Consider the following 25,905-nt stretch of genomic DNA (forward strand, 5'->3'; position numbering starts at 1 on the left):
GTAACATACCGCGTCTCCAATTTCCACGTCCTGATGCGCGTAGCGCGCAGGTTGTCAGCACAGTGAGGGTGTAACATGACAGATCGCGTCCAAGTTGGCAGTTTGCAAGTAGCCAAGGTTCTCCACGACTTTATCAACGAGCGTGCCATTCCCGGTACCGGTGTCGAGGCCAACGCCTTCTGGGCCGGTGTCGAAGCGCTGATCAAGGACCTGGCTCCCAAGAACAAGGCACTGCTGGCCAAGCGCGACGACTTCCAGGCGAAGATCGATGCATGGCACCAGGCACGCGCCGGTCAGCCCCACAATGCTGCCGAATACAAAGCCTTCCTGCAGGAGATCGGCTACCTGCTGCCCGAACCCGCTGACTTCCAGGCCACCACCCAGAACGTTGACGAGGAAATCGCCACCATGGCCGGCCCGCAGCTGGTTGTGCCGGTGATGAACGCCCGTTTCGCCCTGAACGCTGCCAACGCACGCTGGGGCTCGCTGTACGATGCATTGTACGGTACCGACGCGATCTCTGAAGAAGGCGGCGCCACCAAGGGCCCGGGTTACAACGAAATCCGTGGCAACAAGGTTATCGCCTTCGCCCGCGCCTTCCTTGATGAGGCAGCACCGCTGGCCAATGGTTCCCACGTTGACTCCACCAGCTACACCGTCAAGGACGGCCAGCTGAGCGTTAGCCTGAAAGACGGCAGCACCACCGGCCTGAAAGACGCCGCCCAGTTTATCGCCTTCCAGGGCGACGCTGCGGCGCCGACTGCCGTCCTGCTCAAGCACAACGGCCTGCACTTCGAAATCCAGATCGATGCGACCAGCAACGTCGGCCAGACCGACGCTGCCGGCGTCAAAGACGTGCTGATGGAATCTGCGCTGACCACCATCATGGACTGCGAAGACTCCGTCGCCGCCGTTGATGCCGACGACAAGACCGTTGTCTACAGCAACTGGTTGGGCCTGATGAAAGGTGACCTGGCCGAGTCCGTCAACAAGGGCGGCAGCACCTTCACCCGCACCATGAACCCGGACCGCGAATACACCAAGGCCGACGGCACCACCCTGACCCTGCACGGTCGCTCCCTGCTGTTCGTTCGCAACGTCGGCCACCTGATGACCAACGACGCGATCCTGGACCAGGACGGCAACGAAGTGCCGGAAGGCATCATGGACGCAGCGGTCACCAGCCTGATCGCCATGCACAACCTGAACGGCAACACCAGCCGCAAGAACACCCGCACCGGTTCGGTCTACATCGTTAAGCCGAAGATGCACGGTCCGGAAGAGGTGGCGTTCACCACCGAGCTGTTCGGCCGCGTTGAAGACATGCTGGGCCTGCCGCGCAACACCCTGAAAGTCGGCATCATGGACGAAGAGCGTCGCACCACCGTCAACCTGAAAGCCTGCATCAAGGCCGCCAGCGAGCGCGTTGTGTTCATCAACACCGGCTTCCTCGACCGCACCGGTGACGAGATCCACACTTCCATGGAAGCCGGCGCGTTCATCCGCAAGGGCGAAATCAAGGGCGCAGTCTGGATCGGTGCCTACGAGAACAACAACGTCGACATCGGTCTGGCCACCGGCCTGAAAGGTCGTGCGCAAATCGGTAAAGGCATGTGGGCCATGCCCGACCTGATGGCTGCCATGCTGGAGCAGAAGATCGGTCACCCGATGGCCGGCGCCAACACCGCCTGGGTTCCGTCCCCGACCGCCGCTACCCTGCATGCCCTGCACTACCACAAGGTGAACGTCGCCGAGCGCCAGGAAGAGCTGGCCAAGCGCACTCCGGCCTCCGTTGACGACATTCTGACCATTCCGCTGGCGCCGAACACCAACTGGTCCGCCGAGGAAATCCAGCAGGAACTGGACAACAACGCCCAGGGCATCCTCGGCTACGTTGTACGCTGGATCGATCAGGGCGTCGGCTGCTCCAAGGTACCGGACATCAACGACGTGGGCCTGATGGAAGACCGCGCAACCCTGCGTATTTCCAGCCAGCACATCGCCAACTGGCTGCGCCACGGCATCTGCACCGAAGAGCAGGTCATGGAAACCATGAAGCGCATGGCCGCAGTGGTTGACCGTCAGAACGAAAGCGACCCGGCCTACAAGCCGATGGCGCCGAACTTTGACGACAGCGTTGCCTTCCAGGCCGCCGTTGAACTGTGCGTTGAAGGCACCAAGCAGCCGAACGGCTACACCGAGCCAGTCCTGCACCGCCGTCGCCGTGAGTTCAAGGCCAAGTTCGGCCTGTAAGACCCGCAGCAAGCAAGAAGCCCGGCCATCGCGCCGGGCTTTTTTGTGCCTGACGTTCGACCTGTGCAAATGACACAGGCATGATGTAAACATCAAGCGTCCTGCCCCAAGGGAGGGCAACCAATGCACGGCCGACTGCTACTACTGACCCTGCTGACCGTGGTCAGCGCCACATCCACCGCACAGGCCGCCTCACTGCGCTGCGATAACGGCATCGTCGAGACCGGTGACTCGCAGGATGACGTATTGGCACTGTGCGGCGAGCCCGATCAACGCGAGCACACGCCGCGTCAGATCGATCCGGATGGCTATCCGACCGAAGGCAGCGTCACGATCGACCTCTGGACCTATGGCCCCGACAACGGCATGGTCCGGCGCTTGCGCTTTATTGATGGGCGGCTGGTGAATATCGACAGCAGCCGGCACTGACTCCGGGAGCCAGCGATGAAATACATCTTCGAGGTGACGATAAAGCCGGGCTTTCAGCCCGAGGACTACGCCGATGCCTGGGTGCGCGCCAGCAGCCTGATTCAGCAGGCTCCCGGCGCCCTGGGCACCGAACTGCATCGCAGCCTGAGCGACCCGGCCAAGCTGATTGCCATAGCCCACTGGGAGAGCAAGGCCGCGCGGGATGCGATGGAAGGCACGCCTGACCCGGCCGTCGCGGAAATTATCCGCAGCGCTGCAGACTGCTGCGAGATTCGCTTCGTCGGGGAGTTTGACGAACCCGAATGGGTAGTTATGCCGCCGAAAGCCGGCTAGCCCTTGGTGCGGCCGGCAAGATGCTCCAGCCATTCACTGCGCAGCACCATCTGATCCTCCGCGAGACCACGCTCGACCAGCGCCTCACGCAACTGCTCGCGCTCGGCCACCAGCTCCAGCATGTCGCTGGTGTTGCCATCAAGGTGGTGCATCTGCTGCAGACCAAGGTGGTAGAAGCGCAGCAGCAGCATCGCCTGCTCGTCACCCGCTTTCACCGCGTCCTTGACCTGATGCATCTGGTTGGTTACCCGCATCAGTGCGCGCTTCAGGCGCCAGCCGTAAGCCGCAGCGTCCATCCAGGATTGTTTGAGAAACACGGTACGGACCAGGGTCGCGGTGATCGCTGCCGCCAGCAGCACACCGGTCAGATTCAGGCCAAAGTTGCTGCCATCGGCGCTGCCGAACAGGCCGATCAGCAGCGCCGGCAGTGCCATGCCGAGCAGAGCAAAGAGCACCACGACAATCAGCGTGCTGCGCCGGGTCTGCCTTCTGAAAGTTTCGGGATCACGCTGTTCGATACGAAAAAGCTCGCTCACTGGTTACCACCCCTGATGCATGCAAAGACCCACAGTGTACGTGCTCGCCCCGGCATCGCGCAGCAGGCGGCCGCAAAGCCGAGAAAGATTCTGTCGCCGATTGTTGCCCTGCGCTCAACGCGATACCATGCGCGGTTCGCAGGCCCCGCTGCCACAAGGCTGCCGCGCGGGACCGCCCACCCTTATTCCGAGGAACCGCTACGCCGATGAATCGACGTATTCTTGTGTCCCTGCTCGCCCTTGGCCTCGCCATTGTGCAAGGCTGCGCCACCTACACCACACCGGCGGCCGGGGTAAACATGTCTACGCTTGGCGATGACGATATCGTCGAGCTGATGGCGCTGGAGCCCGCCGCGCAATTCCCCGCACGACTGGCCATGGTCCGCGTGCAGTCTTCCGGCTACCGCTCGCTGACCGCCGACAGCTACGGCACCGGCAGCTTCAGTGTGGTGACCACCCGCGACGTCGAGAGCGAAGAAGATGTGCAGCGCATCGCCGCCCTGGACAATGTTGCCGCAGTGGCGCCAATCACCCGCCTGATCCTGCCGCAGGAGCTCAATACCATCAAGGATCTGCGCCTGGGGGCCGCCCGCCTGAAGGCCGATATGTTGCTGATCTACACTCTGGATACACGCTTCAACGTCGAAAGCACCTCGCTCGGTCCGCTGTCGGCGGTGACCCTGGGTTTTCTGCCGAACAAGGAAGCGTTCGTCAGCGCAACCACGTCCGCACTGCTGGTTGATGTGAGAACCGGCTTCATCTACGGCACCGCCGAATCCACTGCGCGCGAGTCCCAACGCGCCAGCATGTGGAATTCCGAGGCGGCTATCGATAACGCTCGCCAACTGGCAGAGCGCAACAGCTTCAGAGACTTTGTCGGCAAGTTTGAGACCCTTTGGCAGGCAACGCTGGCCGAGCACGTCAAGGTCGAGGCTCCCAGGCCGCTGACACCACCCGCCCCCAGCCCCGTACCGGAACCGACAGTCAAGCCGCCGGTACCGCCGGCTCTGGAGCCGCAGCCCGGCACTTATACGTTCTGAGGACGCTGCCATGCAGCCGCTGCCGCTGCTTTTGTTGAGCACCGCAGTCGCGCTCGGCTTGCTGTACGCCAGCCGGATGTCGACGACCAGCGCTCCACCGCCACGCCACCTGCTGCTGGGCCCGCTCGCCCTGTTGATGATTGCAGCCACGCTGACCGCTCTGGTGAGCAACGACGCAACAGCAGGTGCCGACCGGGCCCTGCTGCTTCAGGTCGGTCAACACACTCCCTCCGCGCTGTCGCAGTTACTGGCGTTTGCAACGCACACCGGTTCAGCACCGTTCCTGACGATACTGATCAGCTGCTGGGTGATCGGCATGCTGGTCCGGCGCGACCTTGCCAATGCCCTGCTGCTGGCGCTGTCCGGACTGGGCGGCGCCCTGCTGGTGGTCATCAGCAAGCTGCTGATTGCCCGCCCGCGGCCGGAGCTGTGGGACACCGCAGCATTAAGCACCTACAGCTTTCCCAGCGGCCATACACTGGGCACCGCCGCCTGCGCCGGTGCGCTGGTCATTGTGCTGGCTCGTCGGCACCCCCGACAGCGCTCGCTATGGGTGACGCTCGGCCTGAGCTGGCTGCTGCTGGTCGGGCTGTCGCGGCTGACACTGGGCGTGCACTGGCCAAGCGACGTCTTGGCCGGAGCCTGCGCCGGGCTGGCGTTACCGCTGCTGTTGAGCCGGCTGCCAGGCTGTCGCCAGCCGGCATGAACACCGACGCCGGAGCTCGCGAGCCCCGGCGCCTGACACCCTTTCAACAACCCGTTGCGGCACTCAGTTGGCGCGGCGCCCCGGCAGCATGCGCACCAGCGTGTTGTCGCGCAGCACGTAGTGATGGGCAATCCCAGCGGCGGCGTGCAGACCGATCAGCCAGTAGCCGGCGATGCCCAGCCATTCATGCACTTCCTTCAGCTGCCCTGCCAGCGCACGGTCAGGCGCGACCAGTGACGGCAAGGTCAACCAACTGAAAATCCGGGTCTTGTCGCCGGCACTGAGAATAAGCCAGCCAATCAACGGCAGGCCGATCATCAAACCGTACAACGCCCAGTGCATGGCGCTCGCCAGCGCACGCTGCCAGGCCGGCGGCGTTGGCGTAATGGTCGGGGCAGAAAACAGCCACCGCCCGATCAGGCGCAACCAGACCAGCACAAACACCGCCATGCCGAGAGCGAAGTGCCAGTGCTTGAGCAGCTCGCGCGGATCGCTGCCCTTGGGAAAATTGGTACGAAGTTCAATGCATGCATACACCGCTGCAATCAGCAGCAGCATGAGCCAGTGCAATGATACGTTGAGTGAGTGGTACCGCTGGGTAGACGCCGACATGATCACAAATCCCTGAGCCGAAGTGGAGAGTGGCTGTAGTTTAGGGAGCGAGTCTTAATCCAACCTTAAGAGCCGCGACACAGCGCTCGGTGCGAACAACACGGATGGAACCTTCGGCGACAACCGCCTGACTAAAACCGAAACCAGCCAGGATCTGCGTCACCCGTATCCGATACACACGCAGCCGCGAGGTACCGCATGCCCCTATCCGCCGGACAGCCCTTGCCCGCCGAGGCCCCGCTGTTCATCGTGCTCAACGCCAGCTCCGGTCGCCACGACGGCGAGACCGTGCGTCAGACCATAGAACGCGTCCTTACTCAGGCAGGCCGCACCTTTACCCTGCTCGAGGCGGGCAAAGGCAGCGAGCTGGCCGACAAGACCCGAATCGCACTGGAACAGGCACGCCGGCACCAGGGCGCGGTGATCGCCGCAGGAGGCGATGGCACACTCAATGCCGTCAGCAACGCGGTGCTGGGCAGCGATGTCCCGTTCGGCATCCTGCCGCAAGGCACATTCAACTATTTCGGTCGCCGCTATGGCATTCCACAGAATACCGAGCAGGCCTGCCGCTGCCTGCTGGACGCGATAATCGAGCCGGTCCAGGTCGGCCTGCTCAACGGCCAGGTATTTTTGGTCAATGCCAGCCTTGGCCTCTACCCCGCATTACTCGAGGATCGCGAGGCCTGGAAGCAACGCTACGGTCGCAGCCGCCTGGTCGCATTCTGGGCCGCTCTGGCAACCCTGCTCAGGGCTCATCGCCAGTTCAGCGTACAACTGGAGACTGCGGGCCAGCTGAAACGCTTCCGCACCCAGACCATCGTGGTCGGCAACAACGCGCTGCAGCTTGAGCACGTGGGCATTGCCCAGCGTGAAGCGCTTGACAACGGCAATCTGGTCGCCATGACCGCCAGACCAATGGGGACGCTGGCACTTTACGGCCTGCTGTTGCGTGGTCTGCTAAGCCGACTCGGTGATGCAGAGCAAGTCAGCAGCTTCGGCTTCCGGCAGATGCGCGTGCGCCTTGGCAAGCGGGGTCGTCGGGTCAAGGTAGCCATGGACGGCGAGATCAGCTGGATGCATTCGCCGCTGTTATTCCAGGTAGCAGGCCATCGACTGCCGCTGCTGGTGCCCCGCGATCAGCATCTGCGGGAGTACGCATGATCCGGTTACTGCACCTGTCCGACCCGCATTTCGGCACCGAGCAGCCAGAGGTCATGGCCGCCCTGCTCGCCTTCGCGGCGGAACGACGACCGGACCTCACGCTGCTCACCGGCGACATCACCCAGCGCGCGCGCGCCGAGCAGTTCCGCCGCGCCAGGGCCTTTGCCGATCAACTGCCGGCCCCGGTACTCTCGGTGCCGGGCAACCATGATCTGCCGCTGTTCAATCTGGTCGGCCGACTGTTCAACCCCTACGGTCACTACCGCAACCACATCAGCAACGAACTGGAGCCGGTGTACGAGAGCAGACGACTGCTGGTCATCGGCGTCAACTCCACCCGCCCGCAGCGCCACAAGAACGGTGAACTCAGCGAGCGTCAGATCGAGCGGGTCTCACGCCTGCTGCGAAGTGCGCGCAGCGACCAGTTACGCATCGTTATCCAGCACCATCCGGTACGAGCCATTGAAGCGTCGGACAAGGCCAATCTGCTGATCAATCACGAGCGGATCGTGCCGCGCTGGATTGATGCCGGGATGGACCTGCTGCTGGCCGGCCACATCCACCTGCCCTATGTGCGACCGCTGAACGGCCATGGTCAACGGCAAGCCTGGACCGCCCAGGCCGGCACCGCCCTGTCGTCCCGGGTGCGGGGCAACATACCCAACTCGGTCAACCTGATCGAACACAGCACCGACGGCCTGTTTCACCACTGCGCTGTCGAACGCTGGGACTATGCCGAAACCAGCGGCGATTTCCGCCTCTACAGACACACCGATCTGACGCTCGACCGCAATCGCTGAACCACCGCGCCAGCGCGCTCGGGTACACTATCGCGCCACACTGACCCGGAGACGCTGCCATGACTGATCTGACCCTGACGCAGTATCTGCTGATCGGCCTGATCTTCGTCTGGAGTGGCTTTGTCCGGTCCGGGCTGGGCTTCGGCGGGGCCGTACTGTCACTGCCGTTTCTGCTGCTGGTACATGACGATCCGCTGGTATTCCTGCCGCTGATCGCCGCACATCTGCTGCTGTTCTCGTCGCTCACGGTCTTTCTCAACAACCGCGCGGCGTCGCGCCCGGCTGGCGGCGGCACGGTCGACTGGCGCTATCTCGGCCACATGCTGACAGTGATGATGGTGCCCAAGCTGATCGGCGTGTTCGGCCTGCTGACCCTGCCGGCCGACGTGATGAGCATGATCATCTTCGTCATCGTCTCCGGCTACGCGATCTCCTACATTCTCAACCGGCCGTTTCGCAGTAACAGCCGCTTGGTTGATACCCTGTTTCTGATGCTGGGCGGCTATATCAGCGGCACATCGCTGATCGGCGCGCCCCTGATCATCGCCGTTGCGGCGCAGCATGTTGCCCGGGAAAAGCTGCGCGACACCCTGTTCGTACTCTGGTTCGTGCTGGTTGCCATCAAGATGGCCGCCTTCGTCTGGGCCGGAGTAGACCTGCAACTGATTCATCATCTCTGGCTGCTGCCCTGTGTAACAGTCGGCCACCTGATTGGCCTGCGCTTCCACAACCGCATGCTGGCAGACAGCGGCGGCCGCTTCTTCCGCGTACTGGGCCTGGCTCTGCTGGCCGTCAGCAGCATCGGCCTGCTCAAGGTAGTGCTGGACTGGTGACTCGACAAACAGCGACTATGCTTGCAAGACACTGAATGAGCGGTAATGGAGAACCACCCATGCATGGACTCACCCTTTACAGCAATCCGCAGTCGCGCGGCCGGATGGTGCACTGGATGCTCGAGGAGCTGCAGGTTTCCTACGAAACGGTCTGGATTCGTTACGGCGATGAGATGAAAGGCGACGCCTATCGCGTGATTAACCCGATGGGCAAGGTACCCGCCCTGATGCACGGAGACCTGCTGATTACCGAGTGCCCGGCCATCTGCGCCTACCTTGCCGACCGTTTCCCGCGGCACCGGCTGGCACCGCCGGTCGACGATCCGCGCCGTGCCGCCTATCTGCGCTGGTTCTTTTTTGCAGCCGGCCCGCTGGAACAAGCCATTACCGCCCGCAAGCTGGGTTGGGAAGTTCCACCGGAGCGCGCGCGCATGGTCGGCTTCGGCAGCTTCGAAGACACCCTCGATACCCTGCAACAGGCGATGCTCGGCGGCCCCTGGCTGTGCGGCGACAACTTCACCGCCGCCGATCTGTATCTGTCATCCCAGCTGGGCTGGGCCATGCAGGAGGGGATCGTCCCCGAACGCCCCGGCTTTGCCGACTACGTTGGCGCCGCCTTCGCGCGCCCGGCAGCAGAGCGCGCCAACGCCTTCAACGACGCAAACATCGGCGAGGCCTGAGATCAGCTCCCGGGACGCATGTCCTCCGGGTGCTGGCGCTGGTGCCGCCAGGCGAGCAGAAACAGCAGCATGCCCAGTGCTGCCGTGACGGCACCGACATAGCCGGTCACCGTCCAGCCCAGACCGGCGCTGATCGCCACTCCGCCCAGCCAGGGGCCAAGGGCATTGGCCACATTGAACGCCGCATGGTGCGAGGCCGCTGCCAGGGTCTGGGCATCGGCCGCCACATCCATCAAGCGGGTCTGCAGGGGCGGCGACAGGGCAACCATGGTGCCGACCAGAAAGGCTGCCAGCAGCGCGCTCCACAGCGTCTGTACGGCAAACGGAAAGAACAGCAGCACCAGCACACTCCAGATCAGCACCACAGCAACGGCCCTGAACTGCAGACGCTCGAACAGCCAGCCGCCCAGCAGATTGCCGGCAAGGGTGCCTGCACCGAAGGTCGCCACCGCTACCGGTACCACCAGCGGCGATACCCGGGTGACCTCCAGCAGGGTTACCGCAAGATAACTGAACACGCAGAACATGCCGGCAAAACCGATTGCACCGATACCCAGCGCGTACCAGACCTGAATGCGCCGAAACGCCTGCAGTTCGGTCAATGGGTTGCTGCGATGCTCGCTGCGATCCAGCGGCAGAACCCAGGCAACCAGCAGCATGGTCAGCAGCGCAATGAGCGACACAGCGACAAAGGCATAACGCCAGTCAATCGACTGGCCCATCAGGGTTGCCAGAGGATTGCCGATCAGAATCGCGATGGTCAGCCCGAGCATTACCTGGCTGACCGCCGCCGCACGCTTGTGCGATGGCACCATTGACGCGGCCACCAGCGCCGCAACTCCGAAATAGGCGCCGTGCGGAAGGCCGGTAACGAAACGGGCAAGTATCAGCGAGTGATACCCCGGCGCCAGCGCCGTCGCAGCATTACCAAGGGCAAAGAACCCCATGAGCAGCAAAAGCAGGTGTCGCCGGTACAGGCGAGCACCCAGCACAGCCAGAATAGGCGCACCGACGACCACGCCCAGAGCGTAGGCACTGATGACGTGCCCGACCTGCGGCTCGCTGACACCCAGATCCGCGGCCATGGTCGGCATCAGGCCCATGATCACAAATTCACCGGTACCGATACCGAAGCCTCCGACAGCCAGGGCAAGCAGTACCAGCCAGGAAAGGGAACGATGGGGGGTATCTGAAGACGCCGACGACAGGTCGGCAGACAGCTCTGACAAGGAAACTCCGGCACGGTAGAAGATCGGGGCGGGGAATTATTCACGTTTTGCCCAGGCGCGTGAAGGCATACTTCGGCTTTTCTGGAAATTCAGAACAAAGCGCTGAAATTCAGGTCAACTCAGGCAATATCGGCTACGCGGGTTATCATGCAGGCCAACACCGCAGTCGAGACGAATAGATGTGGGAACTTAGCGGGTATGCAGGGCTGTTCCTGGCCGCACTGGGTGCCGCCACCCTGCTGCCGTTGCAGTCCGAGGTGGTGCTGGTCGGCATGCTGCTGACCGAGCGCTACGACCTGACCCTGACGCTGATGGTGGCGACCGCCGGCAACCTGCTGGGCGCCATGATCAACTGGTGGCTGGGGCGCTATATCGAACACTTCCAGAAACGGCGCTGGTTCCCGCTGACACCCGAGCGTCTGCATCGCACCCAGCAGGCCTATCATCGCTGGGGCTTCTGGTCACTGCTGCTGAGCTGGGCGCCCTTCATCGGCGACCCTTTGACCATCGTCGCCGGGGTCATGCGCGAACCGCTCTGGCGCTTCACCCTGATCGTACTGGTCGCCAAGGGCGGGCGTTACCTGATTCTGGCAGGCGTTACTCTCGGCTGGCTGGCAGACTAGCAATATACAGCGCCTCTACCTTCTCGCGCGCCCACGGGGTACGCCGCAGGAATTTCAGACTGGAGTTCAGACTGGGCTCGTGCACAAAGCAGTTGATCGGAATCCGCCGCCCCAACTCGTCCCAGCCATAGCGATCAACCAGCCACTGCAGCAGCACCTTGAGAGTAACGCCGTGCAGCGGATCAGCATTGCGGTGGTCCGGCGGGACACTGGAAGACATGCGACAAGCCTCGATAACGGGATAAACCGCCATTCTACGCCAGCCCGGCGCAGACACCCCAACAATGCTAGAATTCGCCGTTTCCAGCCACCCTGCCCTTGCGGATAGTTCAACGTGCCCCAGCCCGCTTTCGACTTTGACGTAATCGTACTCGGCGCCGGCGCCTCGGGCCTGATGTGCGCCGCCACCGCAGGCCAGCGTGGCCGCCGGGTGCTGGTACTCGAGCGCGCCAACCGCATCGGCAAGAAAATCCTGATGTCCGGTGGCGGGCGCTGCAACTTCACCAACTACAGTGTCGAGGCAGACAACTTCATCTCCGCCAACCCGCACTTCTGTAAATCAGCCCTCAAGCGCTACAACCAGTGGGACTTCATCTCCATGGTCGGCCGCTACGCCATCGACTATGAAGAGCGCAAACACCAGCAGTTGTTCTGCCGTGACTCGGCCAAGCCGATCCTCGACATGCTGGAGAACGAATGTCTGCAGGCCGGCGTGGAAATTCGTACCCACTGCGAGTTGAGCACCGTAGCCCGGGCAGAGGATGGCGGCTTCGTCCTCAGCGTCGAACAGCAGGGCCGCCCCGGCACACTGCGCTGCCAGTCGCTGGTGGTGGCCACCGGTGGTCTGTCGATCCCGACACTCGGCGGCAGCGGCATTGGCTATCAGCTGGCCGAGCAGTTCGGCCTCAAACTGGTCCCGCGCCACGCGGGGCTGGTGCCCTTCACCTTCAGCGACCAGCTCAAGCCGATCTGCGAGCGGCTGGCCGGCCTGGCGCTGGATGTCGAGGTCAGCTGCAACGGCCAGCACTTCAGTGAAGCCATGCTGTTTACCCATCGCGGTCTGAGCGGCCCGGCCATGCTGCAGATATCCAACTACTGGCAGGCGGGCGACACCCTCAGCGTCGACCTGCTGCCAGGCCTCGATGCCACAGCCTGGCTGCTCGAGGAAAAACAGCAGCAACCACGCGGCCGGCTGAAAACCCGTCTGACCATCCATCTGGCCAAGTCGCTGGTAGCCGAATTGCAGGCGCTCTGGTGGCCGGCCGACGACGATACAGCGCTGGCCGAAATGCCGGATCGACAGCTGCGCGAGATCGGGGCGAAGCTCAACAACTGGCAGCTCAAGCCCTCCGGCACAGAAGGCTATCGCACCGCCGAGGTTACCCTCGGCGGCGTCAGCACCGACGACGTCAGCTCCAAGACCATGGAAGCCAAACACTGTCCCGGGCTGTTCTTCATAGGCGAGGTGATCGACGTCAGCGGCCATCTCGGCGGCTTCAACTTCCAGTGGGCCTGGTCATCCGGCTACACCGCGGGTCAATTCGCCTGAATCGGTCCATGGCCCAGGGGCCACGGCAAACCCAACCCGTTCCGGTATCCTTGCCACAGAGCCGTCTACACTCCAACTGATCACCCTCGGTGCCGCCCCATTGAGACGGCCAACCAAATGGAGCGAGGCACGCCATGAGCGCACGTTACACAGCCCTTGCCCTGACGCTTTTTGCCAGCATCCCGACAACCGCTGCCACTGGGCAAGTCGCCGACAGCATTTACCTGGGCGGTCCGATTCTGACCATGGATGACCAGCAACCGCGCGCCGAAGCGGTTGCCGTTGCCGATGGAAAAATTATCGGCGTCGGCTCGCGTGCCGAGATCGAACGTGCCCACCGGACGGCACAGACTGCATTGCATGACCTGCAAGGTCACGCGTTGCTGCCCGCGTTCTTCGATGCGCACAGCCATTTCAGCATGGTTGGCCTGCAGGCCATCTCGGCCAACCTGCTGCCGCCGCCCGATGGTCCGGGAAGCTCAATCGCCGAGCTGCAGACTGCGCTTCGGGAGCACCTCGCAGCCCATCCCGAGGCGCGCGAGATGAACCTGTTGATCGGCTTCAATTACGACGACTCGCAACTGGCGGAAAAACGCCACCCAACTCGCCAGGAGCTCGATGCAGTTGCCACCGACATTCCGATTGTTGCCATCCACCAGTCGGGGCACCTGGGGGTCTACAACAGCCTGGCGCTGAAGCAGGCCGGTATCGACGCGACCACCGTCAATCCCGAAGGCGGCGTCATTATCCGGGAGGCGGACGGTGTCACGCCCAATGGCGTCATGGAAGAGAACGCGCATATCGCCACCCTGATCAGGCTGATACCCCGTTTCACTGCGGCTCAGCACGCCGACATGCTCAACCGGGCCCAACAGATTTATCTGGCCAACGGCTTCACTACAGTGCAGGAAGGCCGCGCCTCCGCCGATACCGTGGTCGGCATGCAACAGGCCGCCGACGCCGGTCTGCTCAAGCTGGACCTGGTGATCTATCCGGACCTGGAGCAAACCCTCGACAGCTCGGTACTCACCGGCCCGCTGATGTCCCACAACTATCGGAGTCACCTGCGTCTGGGCGGTGTAAAGCTCACCTTTGACGGCTCTCCGCAGGGCAAGACTGCCTAGTTCACCCAGCCCTACGCCCAGCCCCCTGAACATGAACAGGCCGGTTACCGCGGCCGTCCGATTTTTGCCGACGACGCCGTACCGCTGGCGATGATGCGCAAGGCCTACGCCCACGGCTGGCAGTTGCTGATTCACACCAACGGTGACGCCGCCATCGATCAGATGATCCGGCTGGTGCGCATGGCTCAGCCCGGCAACCCGCCCTCGTCCGGACCGCATACGGTGATGATCCACGGACAGTATCTGCGAGCCGACCAGATACCGCCGCTCAAGGCGCTGGGTATCTTCCCCTCACTGTATCCGATGCATACATTCTACTGGGGCGACTGGCACCGCACCTCGGTTGCCGGACCGGAGCGGGCCGCTTTCATCTCTCCCACCCGCGCGGTTCAGCAGGCTGGGATGACCTTCAGCATCCACTCCGATGCGCCGGTTATCTTCCCCGACTCGATGCGTTTGCTGCACAGCGCGGTCAACCGCGTTTCCCGCAGCGGCTATGTGCTTGGCCCGGACCAGCGGCTGGATGTGGAAACTGCCCTCAAGGCAATGACTCTCTGGCCCGCCTGGCAGCATTCTGAAGGGGACAGCAAGGGCTCGATCAGCAGCGGCAAGCTGGCAGACCTGATCATCCTGGATCGTGACCCGAGCACCGTGGCTAAAGAGGACCTGCTCTCGCTCCGGGTGCTGGAAACCATCAAGGAAGGACAACCCCTCTACCGCAGCGAGAAGCTGCCAGGTAGCTGACACGCTGAGCTGCATACTCCGCGTGCAGGTTAGCGAGTGCCGTGAACCTCTGCCGTGCCGGCGTCACGCCCCTGCCGCCGGACCAGCAGGATTGCCAGCAGTATCAGCGCGGCCAGCATCGCCAGCCACAGCCGCCCCAGCAGATGTGCATGACGGCCATAGAAGCTGGCCTGCGCACTGACGGAATAGGGCAGATCAACCAGCAACTCGGCCCGCGAAAAGGCCGGCGTACCCGCCAGCGGCCGACCACTGGGTGCCGCCGCAACCGAAGGGCCATTGTTGATCAGGTGCACCATGGGAACCCGATTTTCAACCGCTCGCATGATCGATATGGCCCGGTGCTGAAAGGGTTGCGAGGTCTCGCCAAACCAGTTGTCCTGGGAGACAAACAGCAGCACAGCGCCGCTCACCTCATCCCCGATCGCGTCGGCAATAAACTCGGGGAAGGCGGTCTCGTAGCAAATTTTCGGTACCACCTGCATCCCGTCGATCGCAAAACGGGTATGCACGTCCCCCGCCCCTACGGGCCGGAGATAGTCCCCCAGCACGGCGTGGGTCAAGGTGCTGATGCCGGGCAGTTGCCAGAACGCCGGCAGGTACTCACCAAAGGGCACGCGCAGCATCTTGCGGTATCGCTCTGCCAGTTCGCCGTCGCGGCGCAGCCAGCCCATCGTGTTGTAACTGATCGGCTCGGCGTGGCGATTGCGGGTCTCCACATCATGGAACAGCAGATCGGCGCCCATCGCCAGCACCTGGTCGGCGTAGGCCTGACGGACACTCTGGTGATCAAAGTAACCCTTGTAACGGGCCTCCGGCCAGACAACCCAGCGCGCGCCGGCGGCGGCCAGGCGACGGCTTGCTTCCATCTCCTCGGGATATTGCCGGGAATATCCGACGGGCGGCGCGGGAATCCGCCGGGTCGGCGCGTCATTGGGCTGCACCAGCCCGACACGCATACGCTGCCAGTTGGCAACCTCGGCATCCCAGTGGGCCAGCGCCTGCCAACCGTAAACAAACCAGACCAGCACCAGCACCGCGCCCGTTGCCGCCAGTGCCGACGCTACCCTACCGCGCACACCCGCAAGCAGCTGAAACAGCAGTCCGTTGACCAGCAGGATCAGCAAGTCCATGCCCTGAGCGCCGACCACATCAGCGCCCTGAATCGCGATCAGGAACGCTGCCTGGGTCTCACTGAAACGAATATCGAACAACCCGGGAAACAGGGCGCAGACGCCGACGATGGACAGCGGAAAGCTTAGCAGTACCAGTTGCGGCAGACGCCGAGCCAACCAGCGATAGAGCAGGCAACCGAGGCCGATAGCAGCCCCGCAATAGATCCAGAACAGCGCTGCCAGAAGCACGCTGAGCGGCAGTGACAAGCCCTTGAGGTGAATGGCAAAGTGGACCATCCAATAGGCTGTGCCCAGATAGAACAGGCTGCCGGTCAGCCATCCCAGCAGCGCCGCACGAAGCGGCGACACGCCCTGCAGGGCACAGAGCAGCGGAAGCCAGCCAAACCAGGCGGTCCAGTACAGACTGCCATCGACCCAGGGCAGGCACAGCAGTACGCCGGACAGCATGGCAAGCAAAACCTGCTGACCACGTCGACGCACTATCGGCACCCCCGCTGCCCGACGGTAGAGAAAACAGATATCCAGCTTGCCGGCAGAACCCATGCCCACTCCAAGGCTGCAACGTAAACCCGTCAGGCCCCCGACGATAGAAGCGCCCCGGGCGCCTGCACATCACCCTTACGGGTGAACACAGACTGGTCGCGTCCGCAGAAAACTCGCTATGCTTGGAACTGAATTACCCAAGGGACATGCCATGCCGCACTGGATCACAGGTATCCTTACCTGCCTGCTCATATTGCTCAACACGCTGACAGGAATCGGCCCGATGCTGCTGATCGGCATCGTCAAGCTGCTGCCATGGCCCCCGTTGCAACGACTGTGCTCCGCCGCCGTCATGTGGATCGCCGAAACCTGGGCAGAGGGCAATAAGGCGATCTTCGCACTGCTGACGCCGACCCGTTGGGACATCCGTTGCGATGCCAATCTCAGCCAGCAGCACTCCTATCTGGTCATCAGCAATCATCAGTCCTGGGTCGACATCCCCGCGCTGGTCAAGGCCTTCAACCGCAAGACCCCCTACTTCAAGTTTTTCCTCAAACGCGAGCTGATCTGGGTGCCATTTCTAGGCCTCGCCTTCTGGGCGCTCGACTACCCCTTCATGAAGCGCTACAGCAAGGCCCACCTGGCGAAACATCCGGAGGATCAGGGCAAGGATCTGGAAATCACCCAGCGTGCCTGCGAAAAGTTTCAGGGGCTGCCGGTTACCGTGGTCAACTATCTGGAAGGCACGCGCTTCACCCCGGCCAAACACGCTCAGCAGCAGTCGCCCTACCGTAACCTGCTGAAACCCAAATCCGGTGGTATCGCCTTCGTCATCGCCGCGCTGGGCAAACAGATGCACACCGTTCTGGATGTCACCATCGTCTACCCCGGTGCACGACCTCCGGGATTCTGGGCGCTGGTCAGCGGTCAGGTCCCGCATGTAATCGTCGACATTCACGAATGCGAGCTGCCAGAGGCCCTGCTGGAAGGCGACTACAGCGGCGATCCGCATTACCGGGAGCACTTCCAGCGCTGGGTCTCAGATCTGTGGCAACGCAAAGATCAGCGTATCGACCAGTTGCGCAGCGAGAGCGATCAGGCCTGATCGGCGCAGCCGGCACACCAGGGCGTCGCCGGCAAGGCTTCAAGACGCGCGGACGCGATCTGCTCGCCGCAGCGCTGACATTGCCCGTAATGCCCTTCACGCAGACGTTGCAGCGCTGCTTCCACCTCACGCAGCGCCGCTTCGGCCTCCAGCTTGAGCCCCCGCATCACATCGTCATTCTCGCGCTCCTGGGCCTGCTCGGCCCAGTCGGTAGAATGGCTGCTACGCAGGTCCCGCTCCAGCGCATCAAGGCGCCGGGCATATTCGTCGTACAGGGTCCGCAGGTTTGCCGCGGCAGTCTGGTTGTCCACGTTATAGAGCCCCCATCGGTTTACAAGCGTTGTTGTCGTTACCCCTTGGCGGCCAGCCAGGCTAGGCCATCGCGCTCAAGGCCTCCTGCAGAGACTGCACCGGCAGGCCGAGCGCCGCACCGACTTCGCGATTGCACAACGCCCCCCGACTGACATTCAGGCCGTTGGCCAGGTGCTGATTGGAGCGCAACGCAGCCGCCACACCCTGCTCCGCCAGTGCCAGCACAAAGGGCAATGTCGCATTATTCAGCGCCTGCGTCGCCGTGCGGGCGACCGCGCCCGGCATGTTGGCAACGCAGTAATGCACCACGCCATCAACAATATAGGTCGGATCTGCATGGGTCGTGGCATGGGAGGTCTCGGCGCAGCCGCCCTGATCGATGGCAACATCCACCAGCACACTGCCCGACGGCATCCTGGCAACCATCTCGGCAGTGATCAGCTTTGGCGCAGCCGCACCCGGTACCAGCACCGCCCCCACCACCAGATCTGCCTGCAGCAGCGCTTCTTCGATAGCGCTATTGGTCGCATACAGGGTTTGAATCCGGTTGCCATACCGGTCATCAAGACGACGCAGCACGTCAGCACTCTTGTCGAGAACCTGGACCTGCGCTCCCAGTCCGACCGCCATCGCCAGCGCATTACTGCCAACAACGCCACCTCCGAGGATGACTACTCGCCCCTGTGGCACGCCCGGAACACCACCCAGCAGAACGCCGCGGCCGCCATGGGCCTTTTCCAGGCAGCTGGCACCGGCCTGAATGGCCATACGGCCGGCAACCTCAGACATGGGCGCCAGCAGCGGCAAACGGCCGGCCGCGTCCGTCACGGTTTCATAGGCGATGCAGGTTGCCCCGGATGCAAGCAGGTCCCGGGTCTGGGCCGGATCCGGCGCCAGATGCAGATAGGTAAACAGCGTCTGCCCTGGACGCAGGCGTTGCCGCTCCTCGGCCTGCGGCTCCTTGACCTTGACGATCAGGTCGCTGTCACTGAAAACCTGCTCACAGGCAACCAGTTGGGCGCCAGCCTGCCGGTATGACGCGTCATCGTAACCAATCGCGTCACCGGCACCTGACTCGACCAGCACCACGTGACCGTGGCCGACCAGCTCCTGCACCGATGCAGGAGTCAGTCCGACCCGGTATTCATGATTCTTGATTTCTCGTGGTACGCCGATACGCATGGCTCGCTCTCCCGTCCGTTAATCAACTTCTGTGAACAGTGTAGAAGAGCCCACGTCATCGGCAATTAATCTGAACGACTCGTTCTTTATTCAGAACACGCATCAGAGGCGCAGTCCGGCTTTGCCAGCGCATAGCGCTGCCCGGCCGCCACCACCTGATTACGTCCACCGCCCTTGGCCTCGTACATTCGTCGGTCAGCGATCCTGAGCAGCTCGCTCAGGCTGTCTCCGTCCTCACCGAGGGTGGCAACCCCGGCACTGAAGGTTACATTCAGTCTTTCCCGGCCGACTGCAACCGGGCTCTGAGCCAGCAGCACACGGACAGCGTCGGCCAGATCAGCGGCCTGCTCCAGCGTTGCACCCGGCAGCAGCATGGCGAACTCCTCTCCCCCCAGCCGACAGGGCAGATCAGAGTCTCGCAGCCGGCGCTTGAGCAACTGCGCGGTGTGCAGCAAGACGCTATCGCCAACCTCATGGCCATAGCGGTCATTGACCTGCTTGAAATGATCCAGATCCAGCACCACCAGCGACAACGGGGTATTGCTTCGGTCCGCCTGACTGCGCATCGCACGAAAGGCCTCCGACAAACGCATGCGATTGGCCAATCCTGTCAGGCTGTCAGTGCCGGCCAGTTCGATCAGCCGCTGCTCGTTATCGTCACGGCTGCGCTCGTAGATATGCGAAAACAGCATCACCGCCAGAGCGCTGAAGCCCACGTTTGCCATCACCGCCATATTGACCAGGCTCAACTCGGTCACATAGCGCACGTTGAAGGCCAGTACACCGAGGCTGATGAAGATCAACGCCATCCAGAAGCCTCCGCGCTTACCCAGCAGCAGGTAGGAAATGATCGGGATGGACTGAATCCAGGCAAAGACCGTAAACGAGCTTTGCGGCAACAACAGGGCAATTACCATGATGCAGAAAAACGGCACAAGAAAAGCCAGGGTCCAGGCTTTGAGATGCGGCGTAGTATCAACAAAGCGCAGCATGAAAGCGGCGAAGGCGGCGTAGATCAGCTCCAGCGACGCCAGCAGATAAAGCTCGCGCTTGATGTTGATCAGGGCAAAGCTGGCACCCGCGATCAGGGTCATCCACAACAGCGCCCGCAGCACCCGCCGCCGATGCTGCAGGTTGCGCTCGAGACTGTCAGTCATGCCAGATCACCGTTTGAACACCACAGCCAACGGACCACTCCTGGTAGTGGATCATCCTTTAATCCCTGTTTGCCGGACATGGTCAGCAAAATACCCGAATTCTCGCGGAAAAACCCGAAACATATACCCTGATATCCCTTCTCAACAGGTCAATAAGTTGTCATGCTTGGCCAATAGACTTATTGATGGCTATCTGCCTTCTATCGGCCACCCTGCCCTCAACTGAACTCTGCCGGACAGCTTAGCAACAAGGATCATGCCGTGAGTGCCATTCCTCTGCTTGTATGCGACGACTCGAACATGGCTCGGAAGCAGCTTATCCGTGCGCTGCCGGCCAACTGGCCGTTCCGCATCAGCCAGGCCGCCAACGGTGTCGAGGGCCTTGAGGCCATCCGCCAGGGCAACGGACAGATCGTGCTGCTTGACCTGACCATGCCGGAGCTGGATGGCTTTGGCGTGCTGGCGGCATTACGCGAGGAAGGCCTGACGCCTGAAGTCATCGTGGTTTCCGGCGACGTACAGGATGAAGCAGTACGCCGAGCCAAGGCACTCGGTGCACGCGCTTTCATCAAAAAGCCGGCTGACCCGATGCAACTGGCCGAGGCATTGAACACACTCGGCGTTGATGTCCCGATGGCGACAGCAGCGACGGCAGAAGAAGACGTCTACCGCACGCTGCCCAATGTCTCGTTCCGCGACGCCTTCCGCGAGGTGTCCAACGTCGCCATGGGCCGCGCCGCCGAGTTGCTCGCACGCGTGCTGGGTGTATTCATCAAACTGCCGATCCCCAACGTCAACATTCTCGAGGTGGGCGAGTTGCACATGGCCCTGGCAGACGCCCAGCGCGACGCCCGGCTGTCCGCCATCTGCCAAGGCTATATTGGTGGAGGTATTGCCGGCGAGGCACTGCTGATCTTCCACGACTCGGAGATCGATGATGTTGCCCGACTGCTGAACACCCAGCGCGATGAGGGTGCCCAGCTTGAAATGCTGCTGGACCTGGCCAGTATCATCATCGGCGCCTGCCTCAACGGTCTGTCCGAACAGCTCAACATTACGCTGTCGCAGGGGCATCCACTGGTGCTCGGCCAGCACTGCCCGATCGAAGACCTGATTCGTATCAATCAGCGGCGCTGGAAACGCACGCTGGCTGTCGAAATCAGCTACGGTCTCGAGAACCTGGACATTCATTTCGATCTGCTGCTGCTGTTTACCGAAGATTCGGTACCCAAGTTGCGGGAGCGGCTCGACTACATGATCGACTGATCAAGGAAGAAGACGCAGCACATGGCCGACACTTTCGATATCAATGAACTTCACTGGCTGCTCGATATCGTCCAGAGCATCGACGTCGGCGTGGTCGTACTCGACCGCGACTACAACGTCGAAGTCTGGAACAGCTTCATGGAGAACCACTCCGGTGTCAGCGCCGAGCAGGCTTCGCGCCACTCGCTGTTCGAACTGTTTCCGGAGATCGACCAGAGCTGGTTCACCCACAAGGTTGAAACGGCCGTGATGCTAGGCACCCGCGCCTTCACTATCTGGGAGCAACGCCCCAATCTGGTTCATTTCAAGAGCTACCAGCCAATCACCGGCCTGGCCGACGAGATGTACCAGAACGTCACCATCCTGCCACTGCGCAGTGCCACCGGCAAAACCGACCATGTCTGCCTGATCATCTACGATGTAACCGGCGTTGCCGTGAACAAGCGTCAGCTCGAGTCCGCCAATACCAAGCTGCAGGAGCTGGCGTTGCGCGACGGACTGACCGGACTGCTCAACCGACGCTACTGGGAGAGCTGCCTGGAGCGGGAGTTCGCCCGTCACCAGCGTTACGACAGCCCGGTGAGCCTGGTCATCTTCGATATCGATCACTTCAAACGGGTCAACGATACCTATGGCCATCAGACCGGCGACGAAGTCATCCGCTCGGTGGCCGAAATCACTTCCCGGCTGGCCCGCGAAACCGACTTCGCCGGACGCTACGGCGGCGAGGAGTTTGTCGTCTTGCTGCCGGGCACCCATCTGGAAGGCGCAGCCCAGTTCGCCGAACGCTTGCGTCAGGCGGTTGAGCAGCAGGTACTCGACTATCAGGGCTCACCGCTGAGCTACACCATCAGCCTCGGTGTAGCCACTATCAGCGATGACATGGCCAACTACCAGATACTGCTGGAGCGCGCAGACAAAGCCCTGTATGCCTCCAAGGAGCAAGGACGAAACCGGGTCACACTGGCTCCTCAGGCATAGCAGGCGATCACTGACAGCAGCGGTTGTCAGTGATATCAAAATACCGTTATTCTCTGGCAGCCCGGGCACGACAGAGCCGGGCCTGATTACCATTAATCCTGCAAAACAGCTCCGTTTTGCACCGTACGATACTGGCCAACGACCATGGACGATCGAAAGCGCGGCTGGCGCTGGGCCTATGCCAAGGCCCGCAGCTATCACACCGGCAAACTGCAAGCGGCCTACCGGGCGACGCGATTCTGGCTGACCGGCGACACCGGCACCTTTCCCAGCCACGGCGGCTTTCGCAAGACCCGCATCCGTCGCTGAGTACCAGTCATCTCTGCTACACTGCAGCGCCCGGTCCAAAGGGCGCCTGCCGTGACTTCCGATCAGTTCAATACCCTGCCACTGCCGCAAAGCATGCTGGCGACACTTACCCAGCTTGGCTACGAGCGCATGACGCCGATTCAGGCACAGGCACTGCCACCGATTCTGGCCGGTCAGGACCTGATCGCCCAGTCGCCTACCGGCAGCGGCAAGACCGCCGCCTTCGGCATCGGCCTGCTGACGCCGCTGAACCCGCGCTTTTTCGGCTGTCAGGCACTGGTACTCAGCCCGACCCGCGAACTGGCGGGCCAGATCACCGATGAGCTGCGCAAGCTGGCCCGCGGCATGGGCAATATCAAGATCGTGACACTCAGCGGTGGCGTTCCCTTCGGCCCGCAGGCAGCGTCGCTGGAGCAGGGCGCCCACGTCATCGTCGGTACGCCGGGCCGGGTTCAGGATCACCTCAAGCGCGGCACCCTGAGCCTCGACAAGCTGAACTGCCTGGTGCTGGATGAGGCCGACCGGATGCTCGACATGGGCTTTGTCGACGCCATTCGCGAGATCATCCAGCAGACCCCGAGCCGCCGCCAGACCCTGCTGTTTTCGGCTACCTACCCCGAGAGTCTGGAGCAGTTGACCGGCGAGTTTCAGCGCAATCCGGCGCAGGTGCGGATTGCGCAGTCCGCGCCGGAAAACCCGATCGAACAGCGCTTCTATGAAATTCAGCCGGAGCAGCGCTTCGCATCCGTCTTGCGCCTGCTCGCAGCCAACCGCCCGCAACCCTGCATCGCCTTCTGTCATACGCGCCAGCAGTGTCAGGAACTGGCCGATTATCTGAACAAGGAAGGTATCAGCGCCCAGGCCCTGCACGGCGACATGGAGCAGCGCGAGCGCGATCAGGTACTGGCGCTGTTCGCCAACCAGAGCTGCAGCGTGCTGACCGCCACCGACGTCGCCGCACGCGGCATCGACATCGCCGGCGTCGCGGCAGTCATCAATGTCGAGCTGGCTGCCGACCCGGCCGCCCATGTTCACCGCATCGGTCGCAGCGGTCGTGCCGGCCAGTCCGGTCTGGCGTTGAGTCTGGTCGCCCCGCGCGAACTCAAGCGTCTGAAGCCGATTGAGGAAGCCTACGGCGAGCTGAACTGGCAGGATATCGAACGCCTGCCGGAGCGCCCGGACCGGCCGCTGATTGCCCCCATGCGTACACTGGCAGTAGCCGGTGGCCGCAAGGACAAACTGCGCCCCGGCGATCTGCTCGGCGCCCTTACCGGCGAGGCCGGCCTGACTGGTGATGCGATCGGCAAGATCAGCATCAGCGACTATCAGGCCCTCGTCGCCATCCGCCGTGATCAGGCCAAACTCGCGCTGCAGCGCCTGGAAGACGGCAAGATCAAGGGGCGCCGCTTCAAGGTGCGGCTGATCTGAACAACCAACCCGGGAGGCCTGCCCACGCATGGACGCCAGCCAGCAACTGATTCTGCTGATCCTCGCCTGTACCGTCGGGCTGTTCCTTTGGGGCCGCTGGCGCCACGATGTGGTCGCGCTGGCGGCGCTGATGGCCTGCGTGGTGTGCGGCCTGACACCGGCCACCGAGGCCTTTGTCGGTTTCGGTCATCCGGCGGTCATCACCGTGGCCGCGGTATTGATCCTCAGCAAGGGGCTGCAGACCACCGGCGCCGTCGAAGCGCTGGCACAGCGCGCGCTGCCCCAGCGCGGCGGCATGTTGCTCGGCCTCGGCGTGCTGACCCTGCTGGGCGCCACCCTCTCCGCCTTTATGAACAACGTTGGCGCCATGGCACTGCTGATGCCGATCGCCCTGCAGCTGGCCGGTCGTAACAATATTCCACCCGGCAAGGTGCTGATGCCGCTGGCCTTCGGCACCATTCTTGGCGGCATGACGACCCTGATCGGTACACCGCCCAACCTGATCGTATCCGGCTTCCGCGCGCAGACCGAGCTGGGTGCCTACGGCATGTTCGACTTCACGCCGGTGGGCCTGGCCATCGCCATCGGCGGCGTGCTGCTTGCGGTCATCGCCGGACGCTGGCTGGTGCCGAACCGCCCGCAGACGGATGCAGGCAACTTCGACACCGGCACCTATCTCACCGAGGTCCACATTGATGCCGACAGCAAGGCCGATGGCAAACAGCTGCGCGAAGTCGAACAGATGCTGGACGACAGCGATGCCCAGATCGTCGGCATGGTACGCAACGATTTTCGCGTCATCGCGCCGCAACCCGGCCGCAGACTGCACGCCGGCGACATCTTGGTCATTGAGGCCGAGCCCGACGCGCTGGGCGCCTCGCTGACCCGCCTGGGGCTGAAACTCGAAGAGGCGGTCGAGCCAGACAAGGACAGCAAGGATGAAGCAGACGAAGCCGAGGCGGACCGCGCCGCCGACACTGCGGCGCCGTCGGAGCCAGAGCGGGATAAGGAGCAGGAGAAACCGGCAGCCCGCCACAGCGACGATATCGCTCTGCAGGAACTGGTTGCCCAGCCCGGCGCCGCGATTCTGGGGCGTAGCGCATCGGACATCGCCCTGCGCACCCGCTTCGGCATCAACCTGCTGGCGATTTCGCGCCAGGGCCACCGTTCCATTCGCCGCCTGCGCTGGACCGAAATCGAAGCTGGCGACGTGCTGCTGATGCAGGGCGACGCCGAATCCATTGCCGGCTTTGCCGCCGAGTACGGTTGCGTACCGCTGGCCCAGCGCAGCATCCTGATTCCCGACCGTCGCCGGGCAATCACCGCAGTCGCGATCATGATTGCCGCCGTGGCACTCGCCGCCTTCGGCGTGCTGCCCGCCGCCGTGGCGTTTACCGCTGGCGTCCTGGGTTACATGCTGACCCGCGTGATTCCGCTGCGGCGCATCTACGAGGCGATCGACTGGCCTATCATCATTCTGCTCGGAGCGTTGATGCCGCTGGCGGCGGCGATGGCCGACACCGGCGCCGCCGACGTACTGGCTCGCACCCTGCTGGAGCATGTTGCCCAGGGCAATCCGGTCATTGCGCTGACGTTGATGCTGGTGGTCACCATGACGCTGTCCGACTTCATGAACAACGCCGCCACCGCGGCAGTGATGTGTCCGATTGCGCTCAGCATTGCCAGTCAGCTGGGGGTCAATCCGGACAGCTTTCTGATGGCGGTCGCCATCGGCGCCTCCTGCGCCTTCCTGACGCCGATCGGTCATCAGAACAACACTCTGATTCTTGGCCCCGGCGGTTTCCGCTTTGGCGATTACTGGCGGCTGGGGCTGCCGATGGAGCTGCTGGTAGTCGCCATCGGCATTCCCATGCTGCTGTGGGTATGGCCGCTGTAG

The 25,905-nt window shown here is 62.7% G+C and carries 25 protein-coding genes and 1 pseudogene; 18 read left to right on the forward strand and 8 right to left on the reverse strand.

Features of this window, described 5'->3' with window-relative positions; genetic code table 11:
- Window positions 1–75 precede the first annotated feature (75 nt).
- The 3 genes from AC13EY_RS06545 to AC13EY_RS06555 all read left to right on the forward strand — a co-directional run bounded on the left by AC13EY_RS06545 (window position 76) and on the right by AC13EY_RS06555 (window position 3,015).
- Window positions 76–2,253: a malate synthase G gene (locus AC13EY_RS06545; RefSeq protein ID WP_228245461.1), complete on the forward strand. Its 2,178-nt coding sequence runs from the start codon at window positions 76–78 to the stop codon at window positions 2,251–2,253.
- A 123-nt stretch (window positions 2,254–2,376) separates the two neighbouring features.
- Complete coding sequence (locus AC13EY_RS06550) at window positions 2,377–2,682, forward strand: DUF2845 domain-containing protein (RefSeq protein WP_228245462.1); 306 nt, start codon at window positions 2,377–2,379, stop codon at window positions 2,680–2,682.
- A gap of 15 nt (window positions 2,683–2,697) precedes the next feature.
- Window positions 2,698–3,015, forward strand: coding sequence for an antibiotic biosynthesis monooxygenase family protein (locus AC13EY_RS06555; protein WP_228245463.1), 318 nt, complete (start codon window positions 2,698–2,700; stop codon window positions 3,013–3,015).
- Here the strand turns inward: AC13EY_RS06555 and AC13EY_RS06560 are convergent.
- Window positions 3,012–3,551, reverse strand: coding sequence for a DUF3087 family protein (locus AC13EY_RS06560; RefSeq protein ID WP_228245464.1), 540 nt, complete (start codon window positions 3,549–3,551; stop codon window positions 3,012–3,014). The genes AC13EY_RS06555 and AC13EY_RS06560 overlap by 4 nt on opposite strands.
- A gap of 206 nt (window positions 3,552–3,757) precedes the next feature.
- Here AC13EY_RS06560 and AC13EY_RS06565 point away from each other — a divergent pair, with 206 nt between their 5' ends.
- Both AC13EY_RS06565 and AC13EY_RS06570 read left to right on the forward strand, forming a co-directional pair.
- Window positions 3,758–4,591 carry a hypothetical protein gene (locus tag AC13EY_RS06565; RefSeq protein WP_088274475.1) on the forward strand — a complete coding sequence of 278 codons (834 nt, stop codon included), beginning with the start codon at window positions 3,758–3,760 and terminating at the stop codon, window positions 4,589–4,591.
- Between the two features lie 10 nt (window positions 4,592–4,601).
- Window positions 4,602–5,297 (forward strand): phosphatase PAP2 family protein, encoded by a 696-nt coding sequence (locus tag AC13EY_RS06570; protein ID WP_482877697.1) that lies wholly within the window; start codon window positions 4,602–4,604, stop codon window positions 5,295–5,297.
- Between the two features lie 63 nt (window positions 5,298–5,360).
- Here AC13EY_RS06570 and AC13EY_RS06575 read toward each other — a convergent pair whose 3' ends face one another.
- Window positions 5,361–5,909: a cytochrome b gene (locus AC13EY_RS06575; protein ID WP_482877698.1), complete on the reverse strand. Its 549-nt coding sequence runs from the start codon at window positions 5,907–5,909 to the stop codon at window positions 5,361–5,363.
- A 198-nt stretch (window positions 5,910–6,107) separates the two neighbouring features.
- On the opposite strand from AC13EY_RS06575, the gene AC13EY_RS06580 reads away from it, so the two are divergent.
- From AC13EY_RS06580 to AC13EY_RS06595, 4 genes are read left to right on the forward strand one after another with little or no spacing between them, the layout of a single operon-like run.
- On the forward strand, window positions 6,108–7,070 hold the full coding sequence (locus AC13EY_RS06580) for a diacylglycerol/lipid kinase family protein (RefSeq protein ID WP_228245467.1): 963 nt from the start codon (window positions 6,108–6,110) through the stop codon (window positions 7,068–7,070).
- The gene (locus AC13EY_RS06585) at window positions 7,067–7,870 is read left to right on the forward strand and encodes a metallophosphoesterase family protein (protein WP_482877700.1); all 804 of its coding nucleotides are present in this window, start codon (window positions 7,067–7,069) and stop codon (window positions 7,868–7,870) included. The genes AC13EY_RS06580 and AC13EY_RS06585 overlap by 4 nt, the downstream gene beginning before the upstream one ends.
- Before the next feature lie 59 nt (window positions 7,871–7,929).
- Entirely contained in the window at window positions 7,930–8,703 is a 774-nt protein-coding gene (locus tag AC13EY_RS06590) for a TSUP family transporter (protein WP_482877702.1), read from the forward strand.
- Window positions 8,704–8,762: 59 nt separating this feature from the next.
- Window positions 8,763–9,383, forward strand: coding sequence for a glutathione S-transferase family protein (locus tag AC13EY_RS06595; RefSeq protein WP_482877704.1), 621 nt, complete (start codon window positions 8,763–8,765; stop codon window positions 9,381–9,383).
- 2 nt (window positions 9,384–9,385) lie between these two features.
- On the opposite strand, the gene AC13EY_RS06600 is transcribed toward AC13EY_RS06595, so the two are convergent.
- The gene (locus AC13EY_RS06600; protein WP_474121974.1) at window positions 9,386–10,603 is read right to left on the reverse strand and encodes an MFS transporter; all 1,218 of its coding nucleotides are present in this window, start codon (window positions 10,601–10,603) and stop codon (window positions 9,386–9,388) included.
- Window positions 10,604–10,791: 188 nt separating this feature from the next.
- Here AC13EY_RS06600 and AC13EY_RS06605 point away from each other — a divergent pair, with 188 nt between their 5' ends.
- Complete coding sequence (locus AC13EY_RS06605; protein ID WP_088274461.1) at window positions 10,792–11,235, forward strand: YqaA family protein; 444 nt, start codon at window positions 10,792–10,794, stop codon at window positions 11,233–11,235.
- Here the strand turns inward: AC13EY_RS06605 and AC13EY_RS06610 are convergent.
- On the reverse strand, window positions 11,210–11,455 hold the full coding sequence (locus tag AC13EY_RS06610) for a VF530 family protein (RefSeq protein WP_228245472.1): 246 nt from the start codon (window positions 11,453–11,455) through the stop codon (window positions 11,210–11,212). The genes AC13EY_RS06605 and AC13EY_RS06610 overlap by 26 nt on opposite strands.
- A 114-nt stretch (window positions 11,456–11,569) precedes the next feature.
- On the opposite strand from AC13EY_RS06610, the gene AC13EY_RS06615 reads away from it, so the two are divergent.
- Together AC13EY_RS06615 and AC13EY_RS06620 are read left to right on the forward strand one after the other, a co-directional pair.
- Window positions 11,570–12,784, forward strand: coding sequence for a BaiN/RdsA family NAD(P)/FAD-dependent oxidoreductase (locus tag AC13EY_RS06615; RefSeq protein ID WP_482877706.1), 1,215 nt, complete (start codon window positions 11,570–11,572; stop codon window positions 12,782–12,784).
- 245 nt (window positions 12,785–13,029) lie between these two features.
- Window positions 13,030–14,652, forward strand: a pseudogene (locus tag AC13EY_RS06620) (amidohydrolase).
- Window positions 14,653–14,681: 29 nt separating this feature from the next.
- Here the strand turns inward: AC13EY_RS06620 and lnt are convergent.
- Entirely contained in the window at window positions 14,682–16,328 is a 1,647-nt protein-coding gene (gene lnt / locus AC13EY_RS06625) for an apolipoprotein N-acyltransferase (protein WP_285677459.1), read from the reverse strand.
- A 151-nt stretch (window positions 16,329–16,479) separates the two neighbouring features.
- Here lnt and AC13EY_RS06630 point away from each other — a divergent pair, with 151 nt between their 5' ends.
- Window positions 16,480–17,373: an acyltransferase gene (locus AC13EY_RS06630; protein WP_228245476.1), complete on the forward strand. Its 894-nt coding sequence runs from the start codon at window positions 16,480–16,482 to the stop codon at window positions 17,371–17,373.
- On the opposite strand, the gene AC13EY_RS06635 is transcribed toward AC13EY_RS06630, so the two are convergent.
- The 3 genes from AC13EY_RS06635 to AC13EY_RS06645 form a co-directional block, all read right to left on the reverse strand.
- Entirely contained in the window at window positions 17,364–17,684 is a 321-nt protein-coding gene (locus AC13EY_RS06635; protein ID WP_228245477.1) for a TraR/DksA family transcriptional regulator, read from the reverse strand. The two genes, AC13EY_RS06630 and AC13EY_RS06635, sit on opposite strands and share 10 nt — an antisense overlap.
- A 61-nt stretch (window positions 17,685–17,745) precedes the next feature.
- Window positions 17,746–18,867, reverse strand: a complete 1,122-nt coding sequence (gene ald / locus AC13EY_RS06640; protein WP_088274449.1) for an alanine dehydrogenase — start codon at window positions 18,865–18,867, stop codon at window positions 17,746–17,748.
- Window positions 18,868–18,953: 86 nt separating this feature from the next.
- Window positions 18,954–20,024: a GGDEF domain-containing protein gene (locus AC13EY_RS06645; protein ID WP_228245478.1), complete on the reverse strand. Its 1,071-nt coding sequence runs from the start codon at window positions 20,022–20,024 to the stop codon at window positions 18,954–18,956.
- A gap of 261 nt (window positions 20,025–20,285) precedes the next feature.
- Between AC13EY_RS06645 and AC13EY_RS06650 the strand changes: the two genes are divergently transcribed.
- The 5 genes from AC13EY_RS06650 (at window position 20,286) to AC13EY_RS06670 (ending at window position 25,905) form a co-directional block, all read left to right on the forward strand.
- A complete protein-coding gene (locus AC13EY_RS06650) occupies window positions 20,286–21,290 on the forward strand; it encodes a response regulator (protein WP_228245479.1) in 1,005 nt (334 codons plus the stop codon).
- Window positions 21,291–21,311: 21 nt separating this feature from the next.
- A complete protein-coding gene (locus tag AC13EY_RS06655; protein ID WP_269688067.1) occupies window positions 21,312–22,271 on the forward strand; it encodes a sensor domain-containing diguanylate cyclase in 960 nt (319 codons plus the stop codon).
- 144 nt (window positions 22,272–22,415) lie between these two features.
- Entirely contained in the window at window positions 22,416–22,580 is a 165-nt protein-coding gene (locus AC13EY_RS06660; protein WP_228245481.1) for a hypothetical protein, read from the forward strand.
- Between the two features lie 51 nt (window positions 22,581–22,631).
- Window positions 22,632–24,008 carry an ATP-dependent RNA helicase DbpA gene (dbpA, locus tag AC13EY_RS06665; protein ID WP_269688068.1) on the forward strand — a complete coding sequence of 459 codons (1,377 nt, stop codon included), beginning with the start codon at window positions 22,632–22,634 and terminating at the stop codon, window positions 24,006–24,008.
- 28 nt (window positions 24,009–24,036) lie between these two features.
- A complete protein-coding gene (locus AC13EY_RS06670; RefSeq protein ID WP_482877710.1) occupies window positions 24,037–25,905 on the forward strand; it encodes an SLC13 family permease in 1,869 nt (622 codons plus the stop codon).

This window comes from Halopseudomonas sp. L-58, assembly GCF_056859475.1.